Source organism: Streptomyces vietnamensis (assembly GCF_000830005.1).
Taxonomy (GTDB): Bacteria; Actinomycetota; Actinomycetes; order Streptomycetales; family Streptomycetaceae; genus Streptomyces; species Streptomyces vietnamensis.
This window is the reverse complement of the sequence record NZ_CP010407.1, coordinates 3,531,361-3,549,737: the sequence shown is the minus strand read 5'-3', so window position 1 is coordinate 3,549,737 and position 18,377 is coordinate 3,531,361. Positions and strand designations below refer to the sequence as shown.

Below are 18,377 nucleotides of genomic sequence, written 5' to 3'. Positions count from 1 at the left end.
TGGTTACTCCTCGTGTCCGGCGTGGGGCGGGGTGGGAGTGGTGCCGGTAGCCGTCCTAGAGATTCGGTGTATCGCAGCGTCCGCAGCCCCCTAGCGTCCGCACTCAATCGTTCGTGCAGGTCAGAGACTGTGAGAGGTGCGGACGCTAGGGCGGACGCTGCGGACACTGGACGGCTGTAGCGTCCGCAGCTCCGGCCGTGTCCGGGCCGCTATTTCGCGGCCCGGTCCGGCGGTGTCAGTCCAGGTCAGGGACCGTGCCCCCCTGACCGATCGGAGCCACGTCGGGCCAGAGAGGGCCGGTCGGGGGCGCGGACACTGCGGACGCTGTCTCCTGTGCGAGGTCGGTCCGGGTCAGGACAAGGAGCCTGCTGCGGTGCCGGTCCTGGCTACGTTGCGTGTCGTCCACGGTGATGCCGATCGACCGCAGGAGCGGGGCGAGGCGCTTGACCTTCCCGCTGGCGCGGGTGGCGTCCTTGGGCCACGTGGGCGGCCGGATGCCGCCCGGAGGCGGGACGTGCTCCAGGAGCTGGGCGGCAGTCCCGGTCCACGTGCCGCACTGCTCCACCAGGGAGGCGAGTGCGGCGCCGAACGGGTCGCCCTCCAGGGCGTCTCCGGCGACGTTCGCGGACGCGGCGAGGTAGTCGTCCAGCGTCGTCCACTCCATGACCTGGTCGACGGCCGCGAGGACGCGGGCGAAGTCGGCCATGCGCGGGAGCGCGTCCAGCTTCACGTGCGGCAGGACGGCGAGGACGGACGCGAGGAGGTCGAAGAGCGAGCCGAGGACGGCCGGCCGGATCGTCTCGAACGCGGTCGCCAACTCCTCCTCCGTACGCCGCTGCTCCGGTTCGATCAACTGGAGGTCGAGCATGAGCAGTCGCTCGGCGAGGTCTCCGGCGAGAGCTCCGGCGTCGATGGTCGTCATGGCCAGCACGCGCCGGAAGGAGAGGACCACGACGTCGTCGTCGGTGTAGAGGGCCCGGTCCACGATCGCGTCGCCCGTGACGGCCTTGCACAGGGTGTCCGACAGCCACGGGGGGATGGCGGAGATGTTGTCCAGGCACAGGGCCCAGGAGCTGAACGCCTGCGTGGCCCACACCTTGATGTCCCGGGGCTGCGAGCGCTTCGCGGCCGGGGAGGGATCGATCAGGTTGACCATCATCTGCGCGGCGGCGGACTTCCCGGTGCCCTGCTCGCCCTTGAAGGTGAGGACGGGGTGGGGGATGGTCGGCATCCACGCGGCGATCAGCCACGTGACGAGCTGGCGGAAGGCGGACTCGTCCATGTTCAGCAGGCTGTGGAGCATGGACAGCCCGTCGCCGAGAAGGACCGGTGCGGGCATGGGTGCCATGGCCCCGGACCGGCGGAAGAGGACCGGGGAGCGCTCGACGACGTGCCAGCCGCCGGCGGTGACGGTGACCGCGCGACCGTCGGCGGTGCCGAGGTCGACCACGATCGTCCCGGCGTCGTCGTGCCCGACCCGCAGGTGCACCTGTACCGGGTCGTCCGACTCGGCGATTCCCTCCAGCACGGTCATCGCGTCCGCCAGCGCGGACTGCGAGGCCACGTCGCCGTCGAACGTCTCCGCGTACAGGCGGGCGAGACGCTGCCGGACACCGGACCGACCCCGCAGGGGCAGGGCGACGTTCGGGCCGTCGACCGCGACCGCGTAGGGACGGCCGTCGGTCGACATGACGAACCGGTACCGCTCACGGGCGAGGGCGACCAGCCGCACGGCGGCCGACGGCTTCTTGCCCCCGTCGTCGACCGGCGGGCGCGTGTTCACCGCTCCCCGTCCGGTGTTCACGGCCGACTGCCCGGTGTTCACGGGCGCCGGGTCGACCGACCGGTCGGGACCGGTCGGTCGGGCGGTCCCGTTCACCGGCTTGGTGGTGCTGTTCACGCGCTCACCCCTCGATCGGTCGACTGCTCACAGGTGTTCATCCGGGCCGCACGCCGCCGCTGGTCGAGTCGACCGATCCGCACGCGACGCTCGGCCGGTTCGCGATGCTTTGCCTGGTCAGCGGTAGACCGTGCGGCCGATGAACGGGCGTGAACGATCCGCGCGAGCGCCAGCCAGTCGACTTGATCCGGCCCGAACCGGATCGGCTCCGAGTCGGCCGACGGGTCGGGCGCAGGGGACGGCAGGTCGGTCGGGGCGTCGGTCGGCTGAACACCCGTGAACACGGGGCCGGTCGACCAGACGAGCAGCAGCGCGAGCGAGAGGAACAGTCGGTCGGCCTTGATGTGGTTGCAGGGCTGGCAGGCGAGCACGAGGGCGTTCGCGGACCACGTCCGGTAGAGCGAGATCGGCACGACGTGGTCCATCGTCGCCTCACGAAGGTCCTTGAACGGGTGCCGGCAGTAGGCGCACCGCCAGCCGTCGCGGGCCGCGAGCTGCGCCTTGCGGCCGCGACGACGGGCGGCGTTGAGCCGCGGAGAGGCGTGCAGGCTCATCCGGTCACCCCGGAGACGTCGACCAGATCGAGCACGGTCCGCAGCGCGGCGGACAGGGAACCCAGGTGCATGGCCATGGCGGTCGGGCTCGCCGTGCCGAGGTCGAGGTTCTCGACCCGGCTCAGCGCGTCCCGGGCGGCCGCCAGCAGGACCGGCGGCACCGGCACCACGGCGGGCGCCTGCGGGGCCAGCTCCTTCGGCCGCATGGCGGGCCACAGGTCCCACACGGTCGTTCCCAGGGCGCGGGCGACGGCGTGGGCGTGACGGGCGTAGGGGCGGCGTCCGGGCTCGTTCACCCACCGTTCCACGGTCTTGGGGTCGACCTGGAGCTGTTCGGCGAGTTCGGCGTAGGTCAGGTCGGCCTCGACGATGGCTGCCGCCAGCCGCAGGTTGCCCTCGACGGGCGTCGGGGCGGGCAGGTTCAACGGGGTTTCGGGTGCGATCGTCACAGCGCCGCCTCCACTCCGAACACGCGGGTGATCGCGGAGCCGACGCACCGCAGGTACTCGAACGGCGGCAGGGCGTGGCTCCCGGGCGCGTCGCCCCGGTAGACGGCCATGACGCGCTCGGACCGCTGGTCCAGCGAGAGGAGGTCCGTGGTGATCAGCGCGAACCGCACCGAGTCGCGTACGACGTCGTCCTTGACCAGGTCCGCGTAGTCCAGGCACACACCCGGGGTCGTCACCAGCAGCGTCAGCAGCTCCGCGAACGACACGTGCGCCGTGACGGGGACGCTGATCCGCACCGGCTCGTTCGGGTCGGGGGCGCCGAACGCGTCGACGTGACCGCCGACCGGGCGACCGGCTAACCGCAGAGCAAGGGAAACAGGCATCATGGGAGTACCCCTTCGTGGGTCGGGGAGCGGTGACTTTGCTTGGCCGCGAGCGCCGCTCCCTGCTATCCCCTGGCCTCTGACCAGGGGTTTCTCTTTGGTCGGGCCCGGTCTTGCTGGGCTCGATCTGTTAACTAGCGTGCACTAGTGCACGCTAGTCGTCAAGCGTTGCGCAATAGCGTGCACTAGTTCGCTCTAGTGGGTACCCTCAGGGCATGACTGGCACTGGGGTTCCGAAGTCGAAGGCCGCTCAGGTGGCCGATGCGCTCCGCGAGGAAGTCAAGAAGATGAAGCCCGGCGAGCGGCTGCCTACCCAAAGGGAGTTGGTCGAGCGGTTTGGCTTCGCCGGCCAGACCATCCAGAACGGTCTCGCGATCCTGCGTACTGAGGGGGCGATCATCTCGGCAGGGAACATGGGTAACTTCGTGAGTGGTGGTGAGGCGGTCGATAAGGACGACGAGCTCAAGGAAATCCGCTCCCAGATTCAGGCGTTGACTGAACGAGTCGCAGCGCTGGAGGGGCGCTCCGAGTCAGGCCGTGCTTGATCTGTGCCTAGCTTGATGGAGACGGAGTATGGGCCACTAGTGGCACATGTAGTGGCATCTCTGCGGACGAGGGGACGGCACCGGTGTCCCCGGACTGTCCCTTGCGTGTCCCCCCGGTCGATCGGCCAGACTCGCGGTAAGCACTCGGAAGAGAGGGCACATGGGCGACGACAGGCCTGCATGGGCACGGCGCATCGCTGGTGAGCGAGCGGCGCGCGACTGGTCACAACGGGATGCGGTGAGGGCTCTTCGGGCCCATGCCCCCTCGGAGCTCCCGTCCGACGACAGCATGATCCGGCAGTGGAAGCGGTGGGAGGCCGGCGCTCTCCCGAACGACTTCTATCGCCCCATCATCGCGGCCGTGTTCGGCACTGTGACGAACGCGTTGTTCCCGGCGCCGTCTCGGCGGGACGGGGACAGCGAGATCTTGGCGGCGAGCGGTATGGAGACGTTGGAGATCGTCAGTCGACTCAACCGGTCCGACGTCGACAATGCGACGCTCGACGCCCTGCGGATCACGACAGACCGCCTCTGCTCCGAGTACCCGTTCATGCCGAGCAGCCAGTTGCTGATCGAGGGTCGTCAGTGGCTCCGCAGGGTTGTAGAGCTGCACTCGAAGAGCCTCACCCTTGCTCAGCATCGGGAGGTGCTGGCGCTCTCCGGGTGGCTGGCTCTGCTCGTGGGCTGCGTGGAGTACGACTCTGGCGACCGCCACGCGGCTGAGTCGACGCGCCGGGCGGCGCTCTCGATCGCCACGGAGGCGGATCACGCTGAGGTTGCCGGATGGGCGCATGAGATGCGGGCATGGTTCGCTCTCACGACCGGTGACTACCGGGGAGTCATCGCCGCGGCTCAGGCCGGTGCGGAAGTCGCCGCTCACCACGGCGTCGCAGTGCAGCTCGCGGGACAAGAGGCGAAGGCATGGGCGCGGCTCGGTGACCGCCGACAGGTCGAGGTCGCCCTCGACAAAGGCCGGCGGCTGCTCGAAGGGATGCCGCACCCGGAGAACCTGGACAACCACTTCGTGGTCGACCCCGCGAAGTTCGACTTCTACTCGATGGACTGCTACCGCCTGGTGGGCGAGGACAAGCTGGCCCGGAACCTCGCCGAGGAAGTGCTCCGCGCGGGCACGGACTTCGACGGGACGGAGCGCTCGCCCATGCGCAACGCGGAGGCGCGGGTAACGCTCGGCGTGACTGCGGCCCGCGAGGGAGATCTGGAGCAGGCGCTCATCATGGGAGAGCGGGCGCTCCAGGGTGACAGACAGTCGGTCCCCTCGCTCATCATGACGAGCCGTGAACTCGCTGCAGAAGTGAAGCGCCGGTACAGCACCGAACCGGCCGCCCAGGACTACCTCGCACGCCTCCAGGCGCTCGGGCGAGAGAAGCCGGGATTTCTGCCGCAGTAGCGACCGAAGCTAGCGGGCCATCCCGGCCCTTGAGCCCCGAGTTCCTCCGCGAACCGGGGCTCTTGCCTGTCTCGTGCTAGATGCTAGTCCGCAGGTCAGCCCACGGATAGGCCGCTAGCACCCCTGCTAGACCTAGCGGCAATGACTGCTAGGTCTAGCAGGGGTGCAGGGAGTCGATGCTATCGAGGATGGCGATAGGCAGTCGGTGTGTGTCCGAGGTGGGGATTTCTGCGTCATCGCGTCATCAGCGTCATCGGTGGCGTTGACCTGTGGGTTTCGGTGACGCAGAGGGGTGGGGGCCTGCGTCACCGGTGACGCAGCCGTCCGTCACGGGGTGACGCAGGTGACGCAAGGTGACGCAGGCATTTGGGCTCTGCGTCACCCCTGCCGGTGCAGCTCAGAGGCCGTTTTCGGGCCGGTGGTGACGCAGGTGACGCAGCGGTTCCTACTTAAGAAAAAGAGAGGGGCCTGTGTCTGTTGTTGTGCGCGCCTTCGGGCGTGAAAAGGGGAGCCGCACAGCGGCACGCCCCTTGGGCGGCGACAAGTCGCCGAAGAACAAGAGGAGCACCGCCTCGCCGGGACGGGGTGCTCCTTTTGCCTGTGCGGCCGGCCACTATGCGCTCCGTGCCTTGTCGCTTGTCTTGTCGCCTGTCCGGAGACGCGCTGCACGCTGGCCTTGGCGCGGCCTAAGTCCTCTGACCTGCGGGGCGACAAGCGACAAGACAAGCGACAAGACAAGCGCCAGTGCTCCGCCCTCGGAGCCGAGGACGCCCTGAGCGGTAGCCGCGCACAGACAAGAGGAGTACCCCGTGCGGGGGGCGTGCTCCTCTTGTCTGTACGCGGTGGCGTGGCACGGGAGGTCTAGCGTCCGGCGGCCACTTTGCTCTAAGAGCGCTCTGACCTGGGGTGATGCTCTTAGAGGAGAGGAGATCTTGCGGACGCTGCGGACGCTGACGGACGCTATACATTTTGTTTAGCGTCCGCACGGAAACCGCAGGTCAGGAACGGCACGGGAAGGGCTGCGGACGCTGCGGACGCTGTTTCCCCTCAACTCTCTAGGACGAGAGGTAGGAGAGGCTTTTCAGGAGGGGGTGGCCGACCAAGGGTGAGCCGCCGTCCCTCCCCTCTGAAAAGCCCTTCCCGCTACTCGGCCTCTGCGGCTCGGAGGTCCTCCTGCAGCCAGCCCAGAATCTGCTCCTGCAGAGCTCGTTCCTCCGGAGCCAGGTTGGGGTCAGCGAGCTTCCCTTGGACGTTCTCGATCGCCCGCCGGAACACTGCCGGGTCCCGGCGAGGCATCGGAGCCGATGGTTGCTCGCGGAAGCGGTGCCGTTGGGCGAGCTGTTCGCGGGTGATGTGCCCCTCGCGAAAAGCCTGCTCCCACGTTGCTTCAGCGTGATCCTCGTTCGGGTCTTGCTCCCGGAAGTCGAGTTCCCATGAGTCGGGATCGTCAATGGGGCCCGGCGGAGCGAAAGGGTCCGGTTCGTAGGAGAGCCCGTAGTCGTAGCTGTGTGGGCCGTAGTCGTCGTCGCGCTGCCTGTCCATGCCCCGCCCTCCTCGTCATGACAGTTGGGTCGGATCGTACCGATGGAGCGGCGATGAGGCGGGCGATATCGGGGCCGTCCGGGCCGTCTGTGGGCCGTCGAGGGGTCGCCGGGGCCCACCGTCAGCCACCGACAACAACCAGGAGGGCGCGACCACCGGTCGCGCCCTCCTCGTGCAATTCCCCTGCTACACCCAGGTGTCGAGCCAGATCCGCGCCCGCCACTGGTCCATCGGAATGGGAGTCCCGGTGTAGATGGGCCAGAAGTAGATGAAATTCCAGACGATGAGCAGGACGAGACATCCCGCCGCCACCGCGCCGAAAGTCCGGCGTCTTTCCGATGAACCGCGGGGGCCGATGATCGCGCCCAGCATCATGGCCACCGCCAGGCACAGGAAAGGCACGAAGACGACCGCGTAGAAAAGGAAGATGGTGCGTTCCTGGTAAAGGAACCAGGGGAGCCAGCCGGCCGCGATGCCGCAGGCGATCGCGCCCGCGCGCCAGTCGCGGCGGAAGGCCCAGCGCCACAGGACGTAGAGGATCGCGAAGCACGCCGCCCACCACAGGAGCGGGGTGCCGAGGGCCAGGACCTCCTGGGCGCACTTCTCCTTCGCGGTGGCCGGGCAGCCCGCCGTGCCGGGGGCGGGGGACTCGTAGAAGTACGAGACGGGGCGGCCGAGGACGATCCAGGACCAGGGGTTCGACTGGTAGGTGTGCGGCGAGGTGAGGCCGACGTGGAAGGTGTACACCTCGGACTCGTAGTGCCAGAGGCTGCGCAGCCAGTCCGGGAGCCAGCCCCAGGTGCCGCCGCCGACCGCCTTGTCGTGGTCCTCGGCCCAGTGCCGGAAGTAGCCCTTGTCGGTGACCAGCCACCCCGTCCAGGTCGCCAGGTACGTCCCGATCGCCACCGGCACCACCGACACGAACGCCGGGACCAGGTCCTTCTTGATCACCGCGAGGTACGGGCGGACCGCGCCGGCCGTGCGGCGGCCGCCGACGTCCCACAGGACCGTGAGCAGGCCGAAGCCCACCATCACGTACAGGCCGTTCCACTTGGTCGCCGCCGCGAGACCGAGGGAGACACCGGCCGCGAGGCGCCACGGCCGCCAGCCCAGGCGCAGGCCCTCCGCGATCTCCGCGTCCGGCCGGAGCACGCCCTCCTCGTCCTCGGGGAGCGCGGCCGCGAGCCGCGCCCGCGTCCGGTCCCTGTCGAGGACTAGGCAGCCGAAGGCGGCGAGCACGAAGAACATCAGCACCTGGTCGAGCAGCGCCGTGCGGCTCATCACGAAGTGCAGCCCGTCGACGGCGAGCAGCAGGCCCGCCAGACAGCCCAGGAACGTCGAGCGGAACAGGCGGCGGCCGATCCGGCACAGCATCAGCACGGACAGCGTGCCGAGCAGCGCCACCATGAAGCGCCAGCCGAAGGGCTCGAAGCCGAAGAGCTTCTCGCCGACGCCGATCACCCATTTGCCCATCGGCGGGTGCACGACATAGCCGGGGTCGGTCGGGATCAGGACCGACCCCGGGTCCTTCAGGATCGTCTTGTCGATGTCCTTCGGCCAGGCCCCCTCGTACCCCTGGTTGATCAGGGCCCAGGAGTCCTTGGCGTAGTACGTCTCGTCGAATATCACCGCGTGCGGCTTGCCCAGGTTCCAGAACCGCAGCAGGCCCGCGACCGCCGTGACCAGGAGCGGACCGCCCCAGGCCAGCAGCCGCCACAGCCGCTCGGCGCCGCCGGGGCCGATGCCGAGGAGCGACCACGTCCGCTCGGACGGCCGGGTGTACGGGGGGACGAGCCGCTCCCGCAGCCCGATCGGCTCTCCGGCGGGCGGCACGTAGCCGAAGCGCCGCAGCCTCTGCTGCCATGAAGAGGGCTCTGCCACGGGCGCCGCCACGGGGTGCTGGCCCTCCAGGGCCTCGGGTGCGGTACTGGTCACCGCGCCATCGTAGGGAACGCGCCTGTGCGCGTCGCCTGTCCGGGCTGGGAGGATGTCGCATGTGACAGGAACGCTGGTACTCGCAGGGACCCCCATCGGTGACATCGCGGACGCCCCGCCCCGGCTCGCCACCGAGCTGCAGAGCGCGGACATCGTGGCCGCCGAGGACACCCGGAGGCTGCGCGGCCTCACCCGGGCGCTCGGCATCCACACCACGGGCCGGGTCGTCTCGTACTTCGAGGGCAACGAGTCCGCCCGTACGCCGGAGCTCGTCGAGGCCCTGGTCGGCGGCGCCCGGGTGCTGCTCGTGACCGACGCGGGCATGCCGTCCGTCTCCGACCCCGGCTACCGGCTCGTCGCCGCCGCCGTCGAGCAGGACATCAAGGTGACGGCCGTCCCCGGCCCGTCCGCCGTGCTCACCGCGCTCGCCCTCTCCGGGCTCCCCGTGGACCGCTTCTGCTTCGAGGGCTTCCTGCCGAGGAAGGCCGGCGAGCGCCTGGGCCGCCTCCGCGAGGTCGCGGACGAGCGACGGACCCTCGTCTACTTCGAGGCCCCGCACCGCCTCGACGACACCCTCGCCGCGATGGCCGAGGTCTTCGGCGCCGACCGCCGGGCCGCCGTCTGCCGCGAGCTGACCAAGACGTACGAGGAGGTCAAGCGCGGCCCGCTCGGCGAGCTCGCGGACTGGGCGAAGGAGGGCGTGCGCGGCGAGATCACCGTCGTCGTCGAGGGCGCCCCGGAGACCGGCCCCGCCGAGCTCGACGCGGAGGAGCTGGTGCGCAGGGTGCGGGTGCGCGAGGAGGCGGGGGAGCGCCGCAAGGAGGCGATCGCCGCCGTCGCGGCGGAGGCGGGACTTCCCAAGCGGGAGGTGTTCGATGCCGTGGTGGCGGCAAAGAATGCGGACGCGTCGAGCCCTGGAAAGGGCAAAGGACTAATCTGAAAGGCAAAGCCGAACCCGGCGCCGGGACTCTTCCTAGGGCGCTTGGCAAGGGAAGGACCAAAAGCCTTCCATGGTTCCTTCCCCGCTGATGCGCTCCGGCCCGAAAAGGCGTCCACTGATCAGTGGAGAGGAGCTGGCATGAGCGAGATCACCGGCACCGGCATATCCGTCGCCCATGAGGCGTACGCCTTCGCCTGCATGCGCTGTGGATACGGCTGGGAGCAGGCGTACGACATCGAGCACCACGTCGACGCCGCCGGCCAGGAATTCGTCGTCTACAAGGCCGACGGAGAGCGGGTCCCTTCCCCGCTGTCCAGCCCCACCTGCATGAACTGCGGCGGACACGTCGTCCGCATCATGCGCGCGGGGCAGGTGTCGTCGGTGCTCGACCTGGTCGCCGCGACCGAGAAGCACCAGCACGGGGCGCGGGCGACGAAGCCCGTCTCGCCGGCCGGACCCATCGGCCAGGAGCTGACCGAGGACGTTCCCGAGAAGCCGCCGGCGCCGCCGGTACCGCACCACTGGCACCTGTCCGACCTCTTCCACCCCTTCCGACGTCACCAGTAGTCCACACGCGACCCGCTCCGGTGTCACCAGGAGGCCACCGGTAACCCCGCGCGTCGGCACTCATGGCCCTCGTACGATCGGGGCCATGAGTGCCAAGGACGCCCCGCCGCCGCTGCCCGAACCCCTCCTCGTGGAGGTCGCGGACTCGCACACCCACATGGACCTGCAGTCAGGGACCGTCGAGGAGGCCCTCGTCAAGGCCGCCGCCGTCGGCGTGACCACCGTCGTCCAGGTCGGCTGCGACGTGAAGGGCTCGCAGTGGGCCGCCGAGACGGCCGCCGCCCACGAGAACGTGCACGCCGCCGTCGCGCTGCACCCGAACGAAGCCCCGCGGATCGTCCTCGGCGACCCGGACGGCTGGTCCCGCCAGGGTGCCCGCCCGGGCGGCGGCGACTCTGCCCTCGACGACGCCCTGGGCGAGATCGACCGGCTCGCCGCCCTGCCGTACGTGCGCGGCGTCGGCGAGACCGGCCTCGACTTCTTCCGTACGGGCCCCGAGGGCATCGCCGCGCAGGAGCGTTCCTTCCGCGCCCACATCGAGATCGCCAAGCGCCACGGCAAGGCCCTCGTCATCCACGACCGGGAGGCCCACGCCGACGTCCTGCGCGTCCTGGACGAGGAGGGCGCCCCCGAGCGGACCGTCTTCCACTGCTACTCCGGCGACGCCGCCATGGCCGAGATCTGCGCCGCCAAGGGCTACTACATGTCCTTCGCCGGCAACGTCACCTTCAAGAACGCCCAGTACCTGCGGGACGCGCTCGCGGTCGCCCCGCTCGAACTGGTCCTCGTCGAGACCGACGCCCCCTTCCTCACCCCGGCGCCCTTCCGCGGCCGCCCGAACGCCCCATACCTGATCCCGGTCACCGTCCGGGCCATGGCCGAGGTGCGCGGGATCGGGGAGAACGAGCTGGCCGAGGCGATCGCAGTGAACACGGCCCGCGCCTTCGACTACTGAGCATCACCGATCCATAACGGTTACGTGTCGTAGTCGGGTCGTCCGGGAGAGTAGCGGTCGTCGGGGCTAGTGTCCCGGCCTCGTGAGCACTTCCCAGGGCAGTCACCGAGTCGGACGGCGGGGCGCGGGCGCGACCCTGCCCGTCCACGAGCAGCCGACGCAGACGGCGCCCCTCGTCGTGCCGGGCCTCCTGCCCGCCCCCGCCGTCGTGCCCGGGCAGGGCTCCCGCGCCGGGGCCCGCCGGGCCGCCCGCCGCCGCAAGGCCTCCGGCGGCACGGGCGAGGGCCTGCGGAAACTCGTTCCGCAGGCCCTCGTCGTCGCCTTCCTCGCCGGCGGCACCAGCGCCTTCGTCGCCGACGACAAGGCCGTCGAGCTCACCGTCGACGGCGTCCCCCGCACCCTCCACACCTTCGCCGACGACGTGCGGGAGCTCCTCGCCGACGAGGGCGTCGCCGTCGGCGACCACGACATCGTCGCCCCCGGCCCCGGCGAGGCCCTGGCCAGCGGCGACGAGATCGTCGTCCGCTACGGCCGGCCGGTCTCCCTCACCCTCGACGGGCAGCGCCGCCAGGTCTGGACGACCGCCGGGACCGTCGAGGGCGCCCTGCGCCAGCTCGGGGTCCGTGCCGAGGGCGCCTACCTCTCGGCCTCCCGCGGCGCCACCATCTCCCGCCAGGGCCTCGCCCTCGACGTCCGCACCGAGCGGGCCGTCACCTTCCTGGCCGACGGGCGCGAACGGACCATCCGCACGAACGCCGCCACCGTCCGGGAAGCCCTCACCGAGGCCGGGATCACCCTCTCCGGCCAGGACACCACCTCCGTCCCGGCCGACTCCTTCCCCCGCGACGGCCAGACCGTGAACGTGCTCCGCATCACCGGCTCCAAGCAGGTGCGGGAGGAGTCCGTCCCGTACGCCGTCGAGCAGGTCCGCGACCCCGAGCTCTTCGCGGGCACCGAGGCCGTCGAACGGCAGGGCGTCCCGGGCGTCCGCCGCGTCACGTACAGCCTGCGCACGGTCAACGGCGTCAGGCAGCGGCCCCGTAGGACCGGCGAGGAGATCGTCCGCGAGCCCGTCAGCCGCAAGGTGCGGATCGGCACCCGGCCGCTGCCCACCTCCGTCGCCGGCGCCGACGGCCTCGACTGGGGCGCCCTCGCCGCCTGCGAGTCCGGCGGCCGCCCGAACGCGGTCGACCCCTCGGGGACGTACGGCGGGCTCTACCAGTTCGACCCCGGCACCTGGCACGCCCTCGGCGGCACCGGCACCGCCCAGAACGCGCCCGCCGCCGAACAGACCTTCCGCGCGAAGAAGCTGTACGTGCAGCGGGGGGCGAGCCCCTGGCCCCACTGCGGGCGCCGGCTCACCCACGGGTAGCCGCCGCCCGTACCCGTACCCGTACCCGTACCCGTACCCGTGGGCCGTGGGCCGTGGGCCGTGGGCCGGGCAGGGCGGGCCCGTACCGGTGAGCCGTAGGTCGGCCCCACCCGCGCCCCGTACGCTGTACCGGTGAGCACCACCACCGGCCCCGAAAGCCCCGACGCCCTCCTCGGCCCCGCCGACATCCGTGAGCTGGCCGCCGCCCTCGGCGTGCGCCCCACGAAGCAGAAGGGCCAGAACTTCGTCATCGACGCCAACACCGTCCGGCGGATCGTCCGCACGGCCGAGGTGCGGCCCGACGACGTGGTCGTGGAGGTGGGTCCCGGACTCGGCTCCCTCACCCTGGCCCTCCTGGAGGCCGCCGACCGCGTGACGGCCGTCGAGATCGACGACGTCCTCGCCGCCGCGCTGCCGTCGACGATCGCCGCCCGCATGCCGCAGAAGAAGGACCGCTTCGCGCTCGTCCACTCCGACGCGATGCACGTCGAGGAGCTCCCGGGCCCGCCGCCCACCGCGCTCGTCGCGAACCTGCCGTACAACGTGGCCGTGCCCGTCCTGCTCCACATGCTGGAGCGGTTCCCGACCATCGAGCGGACCCTCGTCATGGTCCAGGCCGAGGTCGCCGACCGGCTCGCCGCGAAGCCCGGCAACAAGGTGTACGGGGTCCCCTCCGTCAAGGCCAACTGGTACGCCGAGGTCAAGCGCGCCGGCGCCATCGGCCGCAACGTGTTCTGGCCCGCGCCGAACGTCGACTCCGGCCTCGTCTCCCTCGTCCGCCGCACCGAACCGCTGCCGACCACCGCCACCCGGCAGGAGGTCTTCGCGGTCGTCGACGCGGCCTTCGCGCAGCGCCGCAAGACCCTGCGCGCCGCCCTGGCGACCTGGGCGGGCTCGCCCGCGGCGGCGGAGGAGGCCCTGGTGAAGGCCGGGATCTCGCCGCAGGCGCGGGGCGAGTCGCTGACGGTCGAGGAGTTCGCACGGATCGCGGAGAACAAGCCGGAGGCGAAGGCATGAGCGGCGGTACGGAGTCCCGGGGCGCCCGGTCCGCGTCGGCCGCCGCGCCCGGCGTGACCGTACGCGTCCCGGCGAAGGTCAACGTCCAGCTCGCGGTCGGCGCCGCCCGCCCCGACGGCTTCCACGACCTGGCCAACGTGTTCCTCGCCGTCTCCCTGTACGACGAGGTCACCGCCACCCCCGCCGCCGAGCTGACCGTCACCTGCGAGGGTCCGGACGCCGACAAGGTGCCGCTGGACCGCAGCAACCTGGCCGCGCGCGCCGCCGAACTGCTCGCCGCCCGGCACGGCATCTCCCCCGACGTGCACCTGCACATCAAGAAGGACATCCCGGTCGCCGGCGGCATGGCCGGCGGCAGCGCGGACGGCGCGGGCGCGCTGCTCGCCTGCGACGCGCTCTGGGGCCTGGACAGCCCGCGCGAGACGCTCCTGGAGATCTGCGCCGAACTCGGCTCCGACGTGCCGTTCAGCCTCGTCGGCGGGGCGGCGCTCGGCACCGGGCGCGGCGAGAAGCTGACGGAGCTGCCGGTCGGGGGCACCTTCCACTGGGTGTTCGCCGTCGCCGACGGCGGTCTTTCGACGCCGGCGGTGTACGGCGAGTTCGACCGCCTCGCGGAGGGCGTGGACGTCCCCGAGCCGGCCGCCTCCCCGGCGCTCCTGGAGGCCCTGGCGACCGGCGACACCACCGCTCTCGCCGCCACCCTCGCCAACGACCTCCAGGCTCCGGCGCTCTCCCTGCGCCCGTCGCTCGCCGAGACCCTGACGGTCGGCACGGAGGCGGGCGCGCTCGCGGCGCTGGTCTCGGGCTCGGGCCCGACGACGGCGTTCCTGGTGAAGGACGCGGAGGCGGCGGCCACGGTAGCCGCCGCCCTCACCGCCTCCGGCACCTGCCGTGCGGCCCGCCCGACGACGTCTCCGGCGCCGGGCGCGACGGTCCTCTAGAGCTTGTTCCTGGAGATCCGGGCCAGGAGGAGGTTCGGGTCCGGGGCCACGGTGTCGAAGAAGGCCGCGCTGTTCACGTAGAGGGTCTTGGCGCGTACGGCCGCGGAGGTCGGGTTGTCGAGCCCGTCTGCCTCGGTGAGGACGGTCTTGTGGGTGCCGTCGGGGCGTACGAGCTCCAGCTTGTTGACCGTGTTCAGTGCGGCGAGGACCGTGTCGTCGTGGCCGGCGAAGGTGAAGTCGTCGATCCCGGTGAGCCCGGTGGCCCGGGTCTCGATGGGACCCGCGCTCCGGTCCTCCTCGAACGGGATGCGGAGCAGGGTGCTCTGGGCCGTGTTGGACACCCAGACGGCGCCGTCGTGGAGCTTGAGGCCGTTGGCGCCGAAGGGGAGCTGCGGGGACGGCGCGAGCTCCGGCCCCGAGGCCCAGACGAAGGGGTCTCCGCCGTCCAGCGGGATGCTCCACACCTCGCCGCGGTTCGAATCGGCGGCGTAGAGGGTGTCGCAGTGCTCGTCGAGGGCGATGCCGTTGGGGAACGCGTCGGCGGGCAGCTGGGCGATCTGCCGCGGCGCGCCGCCGCCGGGGGCGATGCGCCAGATGCCGGTCTCGGCGGTGCCGGTGGCGTAGGCGACGTACAGGGTGCCGTCGTGGGCGCGGGCGATGCCGAGGGCGAGGGCGGCGCCGAGGTTCGGCGTCTGCGGGTTCGCCACCGTGGGGAGCTCGGCGACGGGCGTCTTGGTGCCGTCCTTGGCGACGCGGACGACCTTGTGCGCGAAGGCGAGGGTGATGTCGGCGGAGCCGTCGGGTTCGAGGGCGATGTTCTCCGGCGTCTCGCCGGCGGCGAAGTCGAAGTGGGCGACGATGTGCGGGTCCGTGACGGTCGGGTCGACGGCCGACGCGGGGCCGCCGGCGAGCACGGTGAGGGCGGCGGCGGCCGCGGTGGCGGCGGCCAGGCGGGGAATGCGGCGCATGGGCCTCTCCTCGGGAGTCGGTGACATGGGACGACCATGGCGACCCGCCGCCCCCGGCAGGGGGCAGCCTCGCCCGGCCGTCGCCCGCGTGGCCGACGCGATGAGCCCGGTTGGGCCGCACGGCCCCGGGGGCGTCGTATGAGGCCGGTCAGAGCTTGTTCCTGGAGATCCGGGCCAGGAGGAGGTTCGGGTCCGGGTTCACGGTGTCGAAGTAGGCCGCGCTGGGGACGTAGACGGTCTTGGCGCGGACCGCCACGGAGGTCGGGCCGTCGAGGCCGTCCGTGCCGGTGAGGACGGTCTTGTGGGTGCCGTCGGGACGGACGAGCTCCAGCTTGTCGGCCTGGATCAGCGCGGCGAGGACCGTGTCGCCGTGGCCGGTGAAGGCGAAGTCGTCGATCCCGGTGAGCCCGGTCGCCCGGGTCCGGATCGGGCCCGCGGTCCCGTCCTTCCCGATCGGGATGCGGAGCAGGGTCCCGTGGGCGGTGTTGGACACCCAGACGGCGCCGTCGTGGATCTTCAGGCCGTTGGCGCCGAAGGGGAGCTTCTCGGTCGGTCGGAGGGCCGCGTCGTCGGCCCAGACCGTCGCCGCCACCTCTTCGTCCCCTGCGGGCACCGGTGCGCTCCACACGCGGCCGCGTGCCGAGTCGGCGGCGTACAGGGTGTTGCACTTCTCGTCGAGGGCGAGACCGTTGGGGAAGCCGCTCATCGGCACCTTCACGATCCGCTGGGGCGCGCTGCCGTCGGGGCGGATGCGCCAGATGCCGTTCTCGTCGGCGGTGCCGGTGGCGTAGTTGACGTACAGGGTGCCGTCGTGGGCGCGGGCGATGCCCGTGACGAGGGCCGCCGGCGGGTCGACCACCGTGGGGAAGGTCGCGACGTCCGTCGGCCCGGACCCGTCCTTGCCGACCCGCACCACCTTGTGGGCGTAGGCGAAGGTCAGGTAGGCGGAGCCGTCGGGCGCGAGGGCGATGTTCTCCGGGGTCTCCCCGGCGGCGAAGTCGAAGTGGGCGACGATGCGCGGGTCCGTGACGGTCGGGTCGACGGCCGACGCGGGTCCTGCGGCGAGCACGGTGAGGGCGGCGGTGGCGGCGGCCACGGCGGCCAGGCGGGGGACGCGACGCATGGGCCTCTCCTCGGGAGTCTCGGGAGTCGGTGACATGGGACGACCATGGCGACCCGCCGCCCCGGTACGGGGCAGCCTCGCCCGGCCGTCGCCCGCGTGGCCGACGCGATGACCCCGGTTGGTCCGCACGGCCCCCGACCCCTTCCGGTCGCCTTCGCCCGGGGCCTCCGCCGCGGCCGCCCACCGGGGCGCCTCGCTCGCCCGGCGCGAGGGGCGGGGCCGCCGCCCGTACTCAGGCGCCGGTTGAGTACGCGCGCCCTGTCGCCCCGCCGGGCGGCCACGGGACCGTACCTCCATGGGAATCAGCGCGCGTGAACTCGCCGAGGCCACCCCGGCCTCGCGCGACCGGTACGTCGACCTGCTCCGGGTCGCCTCGCTCGCCGTCGTCGTGCTCGGGCACTGGCTGATGGCGGCCGTCACCGCCGACGGGCAGGTCGGGAACCTGCTCGCCGTCGTGCCGGGGCTCCAGGTGGTGACCTGGGTGTTCCAGGTGATGCCGGTGTTCTTCTTCGTCGGCGGCTTCTCGCACGCCCTCGCCCACCGCTCGCGCCCGCAGTATGCGGCCTTCCTGCGGGCCCGGCTCCAGCGGCTGCTGCGGCCGACGATGGTGTTCGTCGGGGTGTGGGGCGCGGCCGCGCTCGTGCTCCAGCTGTCCGGCGCGGACGGAGGGCTCACCGGGGTCGCGCTGCGGCTCGTCACCCAGCCGCTGTGGTTCATCGGGATCTACCTCGCGATGGTGGCCTTCACGCCGCCGCTGCTGCGGCTGCACGAGCGGTGGGGCTGGGGCGCGTTCGGCGCGCTCGTCGGCGGGGCGGTCGTGGTGGACGTGCTGCGGTTCGCGGCGGACGTGCCCTTCGTGGAGTTCCTGAACTTCGCGTTCGTGTGGCTCGCGGTCCACCAGCTCGGCTTCCTCCGCGCCGACGGCATGATCCGCCGCCCGGCCCTGCTCGCCGGCGCGGGCCTTCTCGGAGCGACCGCGCTGGTCGCCCTCGGGCCGTACCCGCTGTCGATGGTCGGCATGCCGGGGGAGAAGGTGTCGAACATGGCGCCGCCGACCCTCGCCCTGCTCTGCCACGGCCTGTGGCTGGTCGGCGCGGTCGAGCTCCTGAAGGGCCCGGGGGCGCGGTTCGTGGCCCGCGCCGGGGTGTGGCGGACGGTGGTCGCCGCGAACGGGATCGCGATGACGGCGTTCCTGTGGCACCTGACGGCCATGCTCGGAGTGTACGGGGCACTGCTCGGCCTCGGCGTGGAACTCCCGCCCCCGGCCTCGGCCGCCTGGTGGGCGCAGGTCCCGCTCCGGTTCGCTGCGGCGGCACTCCTCACGGCGCTCCTGGTGTCCGTCTTCCGCCGCTTCGAGGCCCCGGCCCCGGCCCGCCGCGAGGGCGGCTCCGCGCCACTGGCCGCCTTGGGCGTCACGCTGGCCCTGTTCGGGGTCCTCGGCCTGTCGATGACCGGCCTCGGCGGCCTTCTGGAGGGCCACACGGCGACCCTGGTCGCGGTCCGCGTCACCGCCCCGGCGGCGGTGGCGATGACGCTGGCGGGCTGGCTCCTGGTGGAGCGGCCCACATCTCGTCGATCTCGGTGAGGTCGATGTCGATGGGGAAGGGCACAGCGAGCCCCAGCCGGTCCCGGTGGACGCCGGTGCAGGTGTACGTCTTGGTGACCGGGTCGCGCGTCGCTGCGACGTCGGCGGCCCAGGTCCTGCGTCCTGGCGCCCCGGCCACGGCCCCGGCCCACGTACCCTGGACGTCGATCGATCACCCCGTACAGGAGTCAAC

The 18,377-nt window shown here is 71.7% G+C and carries 17 protein-coding genes; 9 read left to right on the top strand and 8 right to left on the bottom strand.

The features are described 5' to 3' along the window. Window positions 1-235: 235 nt before the first annotated feature. From SVTN_RS15645 to SVTN_RS15630, 4 genes are read right to left on the bottom strand one after another with little or no spacing between them, the layout of a single operon-like run. The gene (locus SVTN_RS15645; protein WP_041129656.1) at window positions 236-1,900 is read right to left on the bottom strand and encodes a hypothetical protein; all 1,665 of its coding nucleotides are present in this window, start codon (window positions 1,898-1,900) and stop codon (window positions 236-238) included. Further along, window positions 1,897-2,454, bottom strand: a complete 558-nt coding sequence (locus tag SVTN_RS15640) for an HNH endonuclease (RefSeq protein WP_041129655.1) — start codon at window positions 2,452-2,454, stop codon at window positions 1,897-1,899. Before SVTN_RS15640 ends, SVTN_RS15645 begins: the two co-directional genes overlap by 4 nt. Next, complete coding sequence (locus SVTN_RS41015) at window positions 2,451-2,903, bottom strand: helix-turn-helix domain-containing protein (protein WP_052499134.1); 453 nt, start codon at window positions 2,901-2,903, stop codon at window positions 2,451-2,453. The genes SVTN_RS15640 and SVTN_RS41015 overlap by 4 nt, the downstream gene beginning before the upstream one ends. After that, on the bottom strand, window positions 2,900-3,289 hold the full coding sequence (locus SVTN_RS15630) for a hypothetical protein (protein ID WP_159026456.1): 390 nt from the start codon (window positions 3,287-3,289) through the stop codon (window positions 2,900-2,902). Before SVTN_RS15630 ends, SVTN_RS41015 begins: the two co-directional genes overlap by 4 nt. Before the next feature lie 212 nt (window positions 3,290-3,501). On the opposite strand from SVTN_RS15630, the gene SVTN_RS15625 reads away from it, so the two are divergent. Both SVTN_RS15625 and SVTN_RS15620 read left to right on the top strand, forming a co-directional pair. Beyond that, window positions 3,502-3,831, top strand: coding sequence for a GntR family transcriptional regulator (locus SVTN_RS15625; RefSeq protein WP_052499133.1), 330 nt, complete (start codon window positions 3,502-3,504; stop codon window positions 3,829-3,831). Window positions 3,832-3,991: 160 nt separating this feature from the next. Further along, entirely contained in the window at window positions 3,992-5,239 is a 1,248-nt protein-coding gene (locus tag SVTN_RS15620) for an NsdA family TPR-like regulatory protein (RefSeq protein WP_041129652.1), read from the top strand. Window positions 5,240-6,382: 1,143 nt separating this feature from the next. On the opposite strand, the gene SVTN_RS15615 is transcribed toward SVTN_RS15620, so the two are convergent. Further along, window positions 6,383-6,781, bottom strand: a complete 399-nt coding sequence (locus tag SVTN_RS15615) for a hypothetical protein (RefSeq protein ID WP_041129651.1) — start codon at window positions 6,779-6,781, stop codon at window positions 6,383-6,385. 186 nt (window positions 6,782-6,967) lie between these two features. Then, a complete protein-coding gene (locus SVTN_RS15610; protein WP_041129650.1) occupies window positions 6,968-8,716 on the bottom strand; it encodes a dolichyl-phosphate-mannose--protein mannosyltransferase in 1,749 nt (582 codons plus the stop codon). Window positions 8,717-8,768: 52 nt separating this feature from the next. On the opposite strand from SVTN_RS15610, the gene rsmI reads away from it, so the two are divergent. The 6 genes from rsmI (at window position 8,769) to SVTN_RS15580 (ending at window position 14,508) form a co-directional block, all read left to right on the top strand. Beyond that, window positions 8,769-9,656 (top strand): 16S rRNA (cytidine(1402)-2'-O)-methyltransferase, encoded by an 888-nt coding sequence (gene rsmI, locus SVTN_RS15605; RefSeq protein ID WP_174518262.1) that lies wholly within the window; start codon window positions 8,769-8,771, stop codon window positions 9,654-9,656. Between the two features lie 138 nt (window positions 9,657-9,794). Beyond that, on the top strand, window positions 9,795-10,223 hold the full coding sequence (locus SVTN_RS15600) for a hypothetical protein (protein WP_041129648.1): 429 nt from the start codon (window positions 9,795-9,797) through the stop codon (window positions 10,221-10,223). 85 nt (window positions 10,224-10,308) lie between these two features. Continuing rightward, a complete protein-coding gene (locus tag SVTN_RS15595) occupies window positions 10,309-11,178 on the top strand; it encodes a TatD family hydrolase (protein ID WP_041129647.1) in 870 nt (289 codons plus the stop codon). An 82-nt stretch (window positions 11,179-11,260) separates the two neighbouring features. Continuing rightward, on the top strand, window positions 11,261-12,550 hold the full coding sequence (locus tag SVTN_RS15590; protein ID WP_041129646.1) for a resuscitation-promoting factor: 1,290 nt from the start codon (window positions 11,261-11,263) through the stop codon (window positions 12,548-12,550). A gap of 132 nt (window positions 12,551-12,682) precedes the next feature. After that, complete coding sequence (gene rsmA, locus SVTN_RS15585) at window positions 12,683-13,567, top strand: 16S rRNA (adenine(1518)-N(6)/adenine(1519)-N(6))-dimethyltransferase RsmA (RefSeq protein WP_041129645.1); 885 nt, start codon at window positions 12,683-12,685, stop codon at window positions 13,565-13,567. After that, the gene (locus SVTN_RS15580; RefSeq protein ID WP_052499132.1) at window positions 13,564-14,508 is read left to right on the top strand and encodes a 4-(cytidine 5'-diphospho)-2-C-methyl-D-erythritol kinase; all 945 of its coding nucleotides are present in this window, start codon (window positions 13,564-13,566) and stop codon (window positions 14,506-14,508) included. Before rsmA ends, SVTN_RS15580 begins: the two co-directional genes overlap by 4 nt. Here SVTN_RS15580 and SVTN_RS15575 read toward each other — a convergent pair. Together SVTN_RS15575 and SVTN_RS15570 are read right to left on the bottom strand one after the other, a co-directional pair. Continuing rightward, window positions 14,505-15,476: a hypothetical protein gene (locus SVTN_RS15575; RefSeq protein WP_041129644.1), complete on the bottom strand. Its 972-nt coding sequence runs from the start codon at window positions 15,474-15,476 to the stop codon at window positions 14,505-14,507. The genes SVTN_RS15580 and SVTN_RS15575 overlap by 4 nt on opposite strands. Before the next feature lie 148 nt (window positions 15,477-15,624). Beyond that, window positions 15,625-16,599 (bottom strand): SMP-30/gluconolactonase/LRE family protein, encoded by a 975-nt coding sequence (locus SVTN_RS15570; RefSeq protein WP_041129643.1) that lies wholly within the window; start codon window positions 16,597-16,599, stop codon window positions 15,625-15,627. A 295-nt stretch (window positions 16,600-16,894) separates the two neighbouring features. Here SVTN_RS15570 and SVTN_RS15565 point away from each other — a divergent pair, with 295 nt between their 5' ends. Then, the gene (locus tag SVTN_RS15565) at window positions 16,895-18,184 is read left to right on the top strand and encodes an acyltransferase family protein (RefSeq protein WP_041129642.1); all 1,290 of its coding nucleotides are present in this window, start codon (window positions 16,895-16,897) and stop codon (window positions 18,182-18,184) included. The last annotated feature ends 193 nt before the right edge of the window (window positions 18,185-18,377 follow it).

Coding starts and splice junctions, on each gene's coding strand:
- SVTN_RS15640 (WP_041129655.1), bottom strand. CDS start 2,454: ATGAGCCTGCACGCCTCTCCGCGGCTCAACGCCGCCCGTCGTCGCGGC.
- SVTN_RS15630 (WP_159026456.1), bottom strand. CDS start 3,289: ATGATGCCTGTTTCCCTTGCTCTGCGGTTAGCCGGTCGCCCGGTCGGC.
- SVTN_RS15625 (WP_052499133.1), top strand. CDS start 3,502: ATGACTGGCACTGGGGTTCCGAAGTCGAAGGCCGCTCAGGTGGCCGAT.
- SVTN_RS15620 (WP_041129652.1), top strand. CDS start 3,992: ATGGGCGACGACAGGCCTGCATGGGCACGGCGCATCGCTGGTGAGCGA.
- SVTN_RS15615 (WP_041129651.1), bottom strand. CDS start 6,781: ATGGACAGGCAGCGCGACGACGACTACGGCCCACACAGCTACGACTAC.
- rsmI (WP_174518262.1), top strand. CDS start 8,769: ATGTCGCATGTGACAGGAACGCTGGTACTCGCAGGGACCCCCATCGGT.
- SVTN_RS15600 (WP_041129648.1), top strand. CDS start 9,795: ATGAGCGAGATCACCGGCACCGGCATATCCGTCGCCCATGAGGCGTAC.
- SVTN_RS15595 (WP_041129647.1), top strand. CDS start 10,309: ATGAGTGCCAAGGACGCCCCGCCGCCGCTGCCCGAACCCCTCCTCGTG.
- SVTN_RS15580 (WP_052499132.1), top strand. CDS start 13,564: ATGAGCGGCGGTACGGAGTCCCGGGGCGCCCGGTCCGCGTCGGCCGCC.
- SVTN_RS15575 (WP_041129644.1), bottom strand. CDS start 15,476: ATGCGCCGCATTCCCCGCCTGGCCGCCGCCACCGCGGCCGCCGCCGCC.
- SVTN_RS15570 (WP_041129643.1), bottom strand. CDS start 16,599: ATGCGTCGCGTCCCCCGCCTGGCCGCCGTGGCCGCCGCCACCGCCGCC.
- SVTN_RS15565 (WP_041129642.1), top strand. CDS start 16,895: ATGGGAATCAGCGCGCGTGAACTCGCCGAGGCCACCCCGGCCTCGCGC.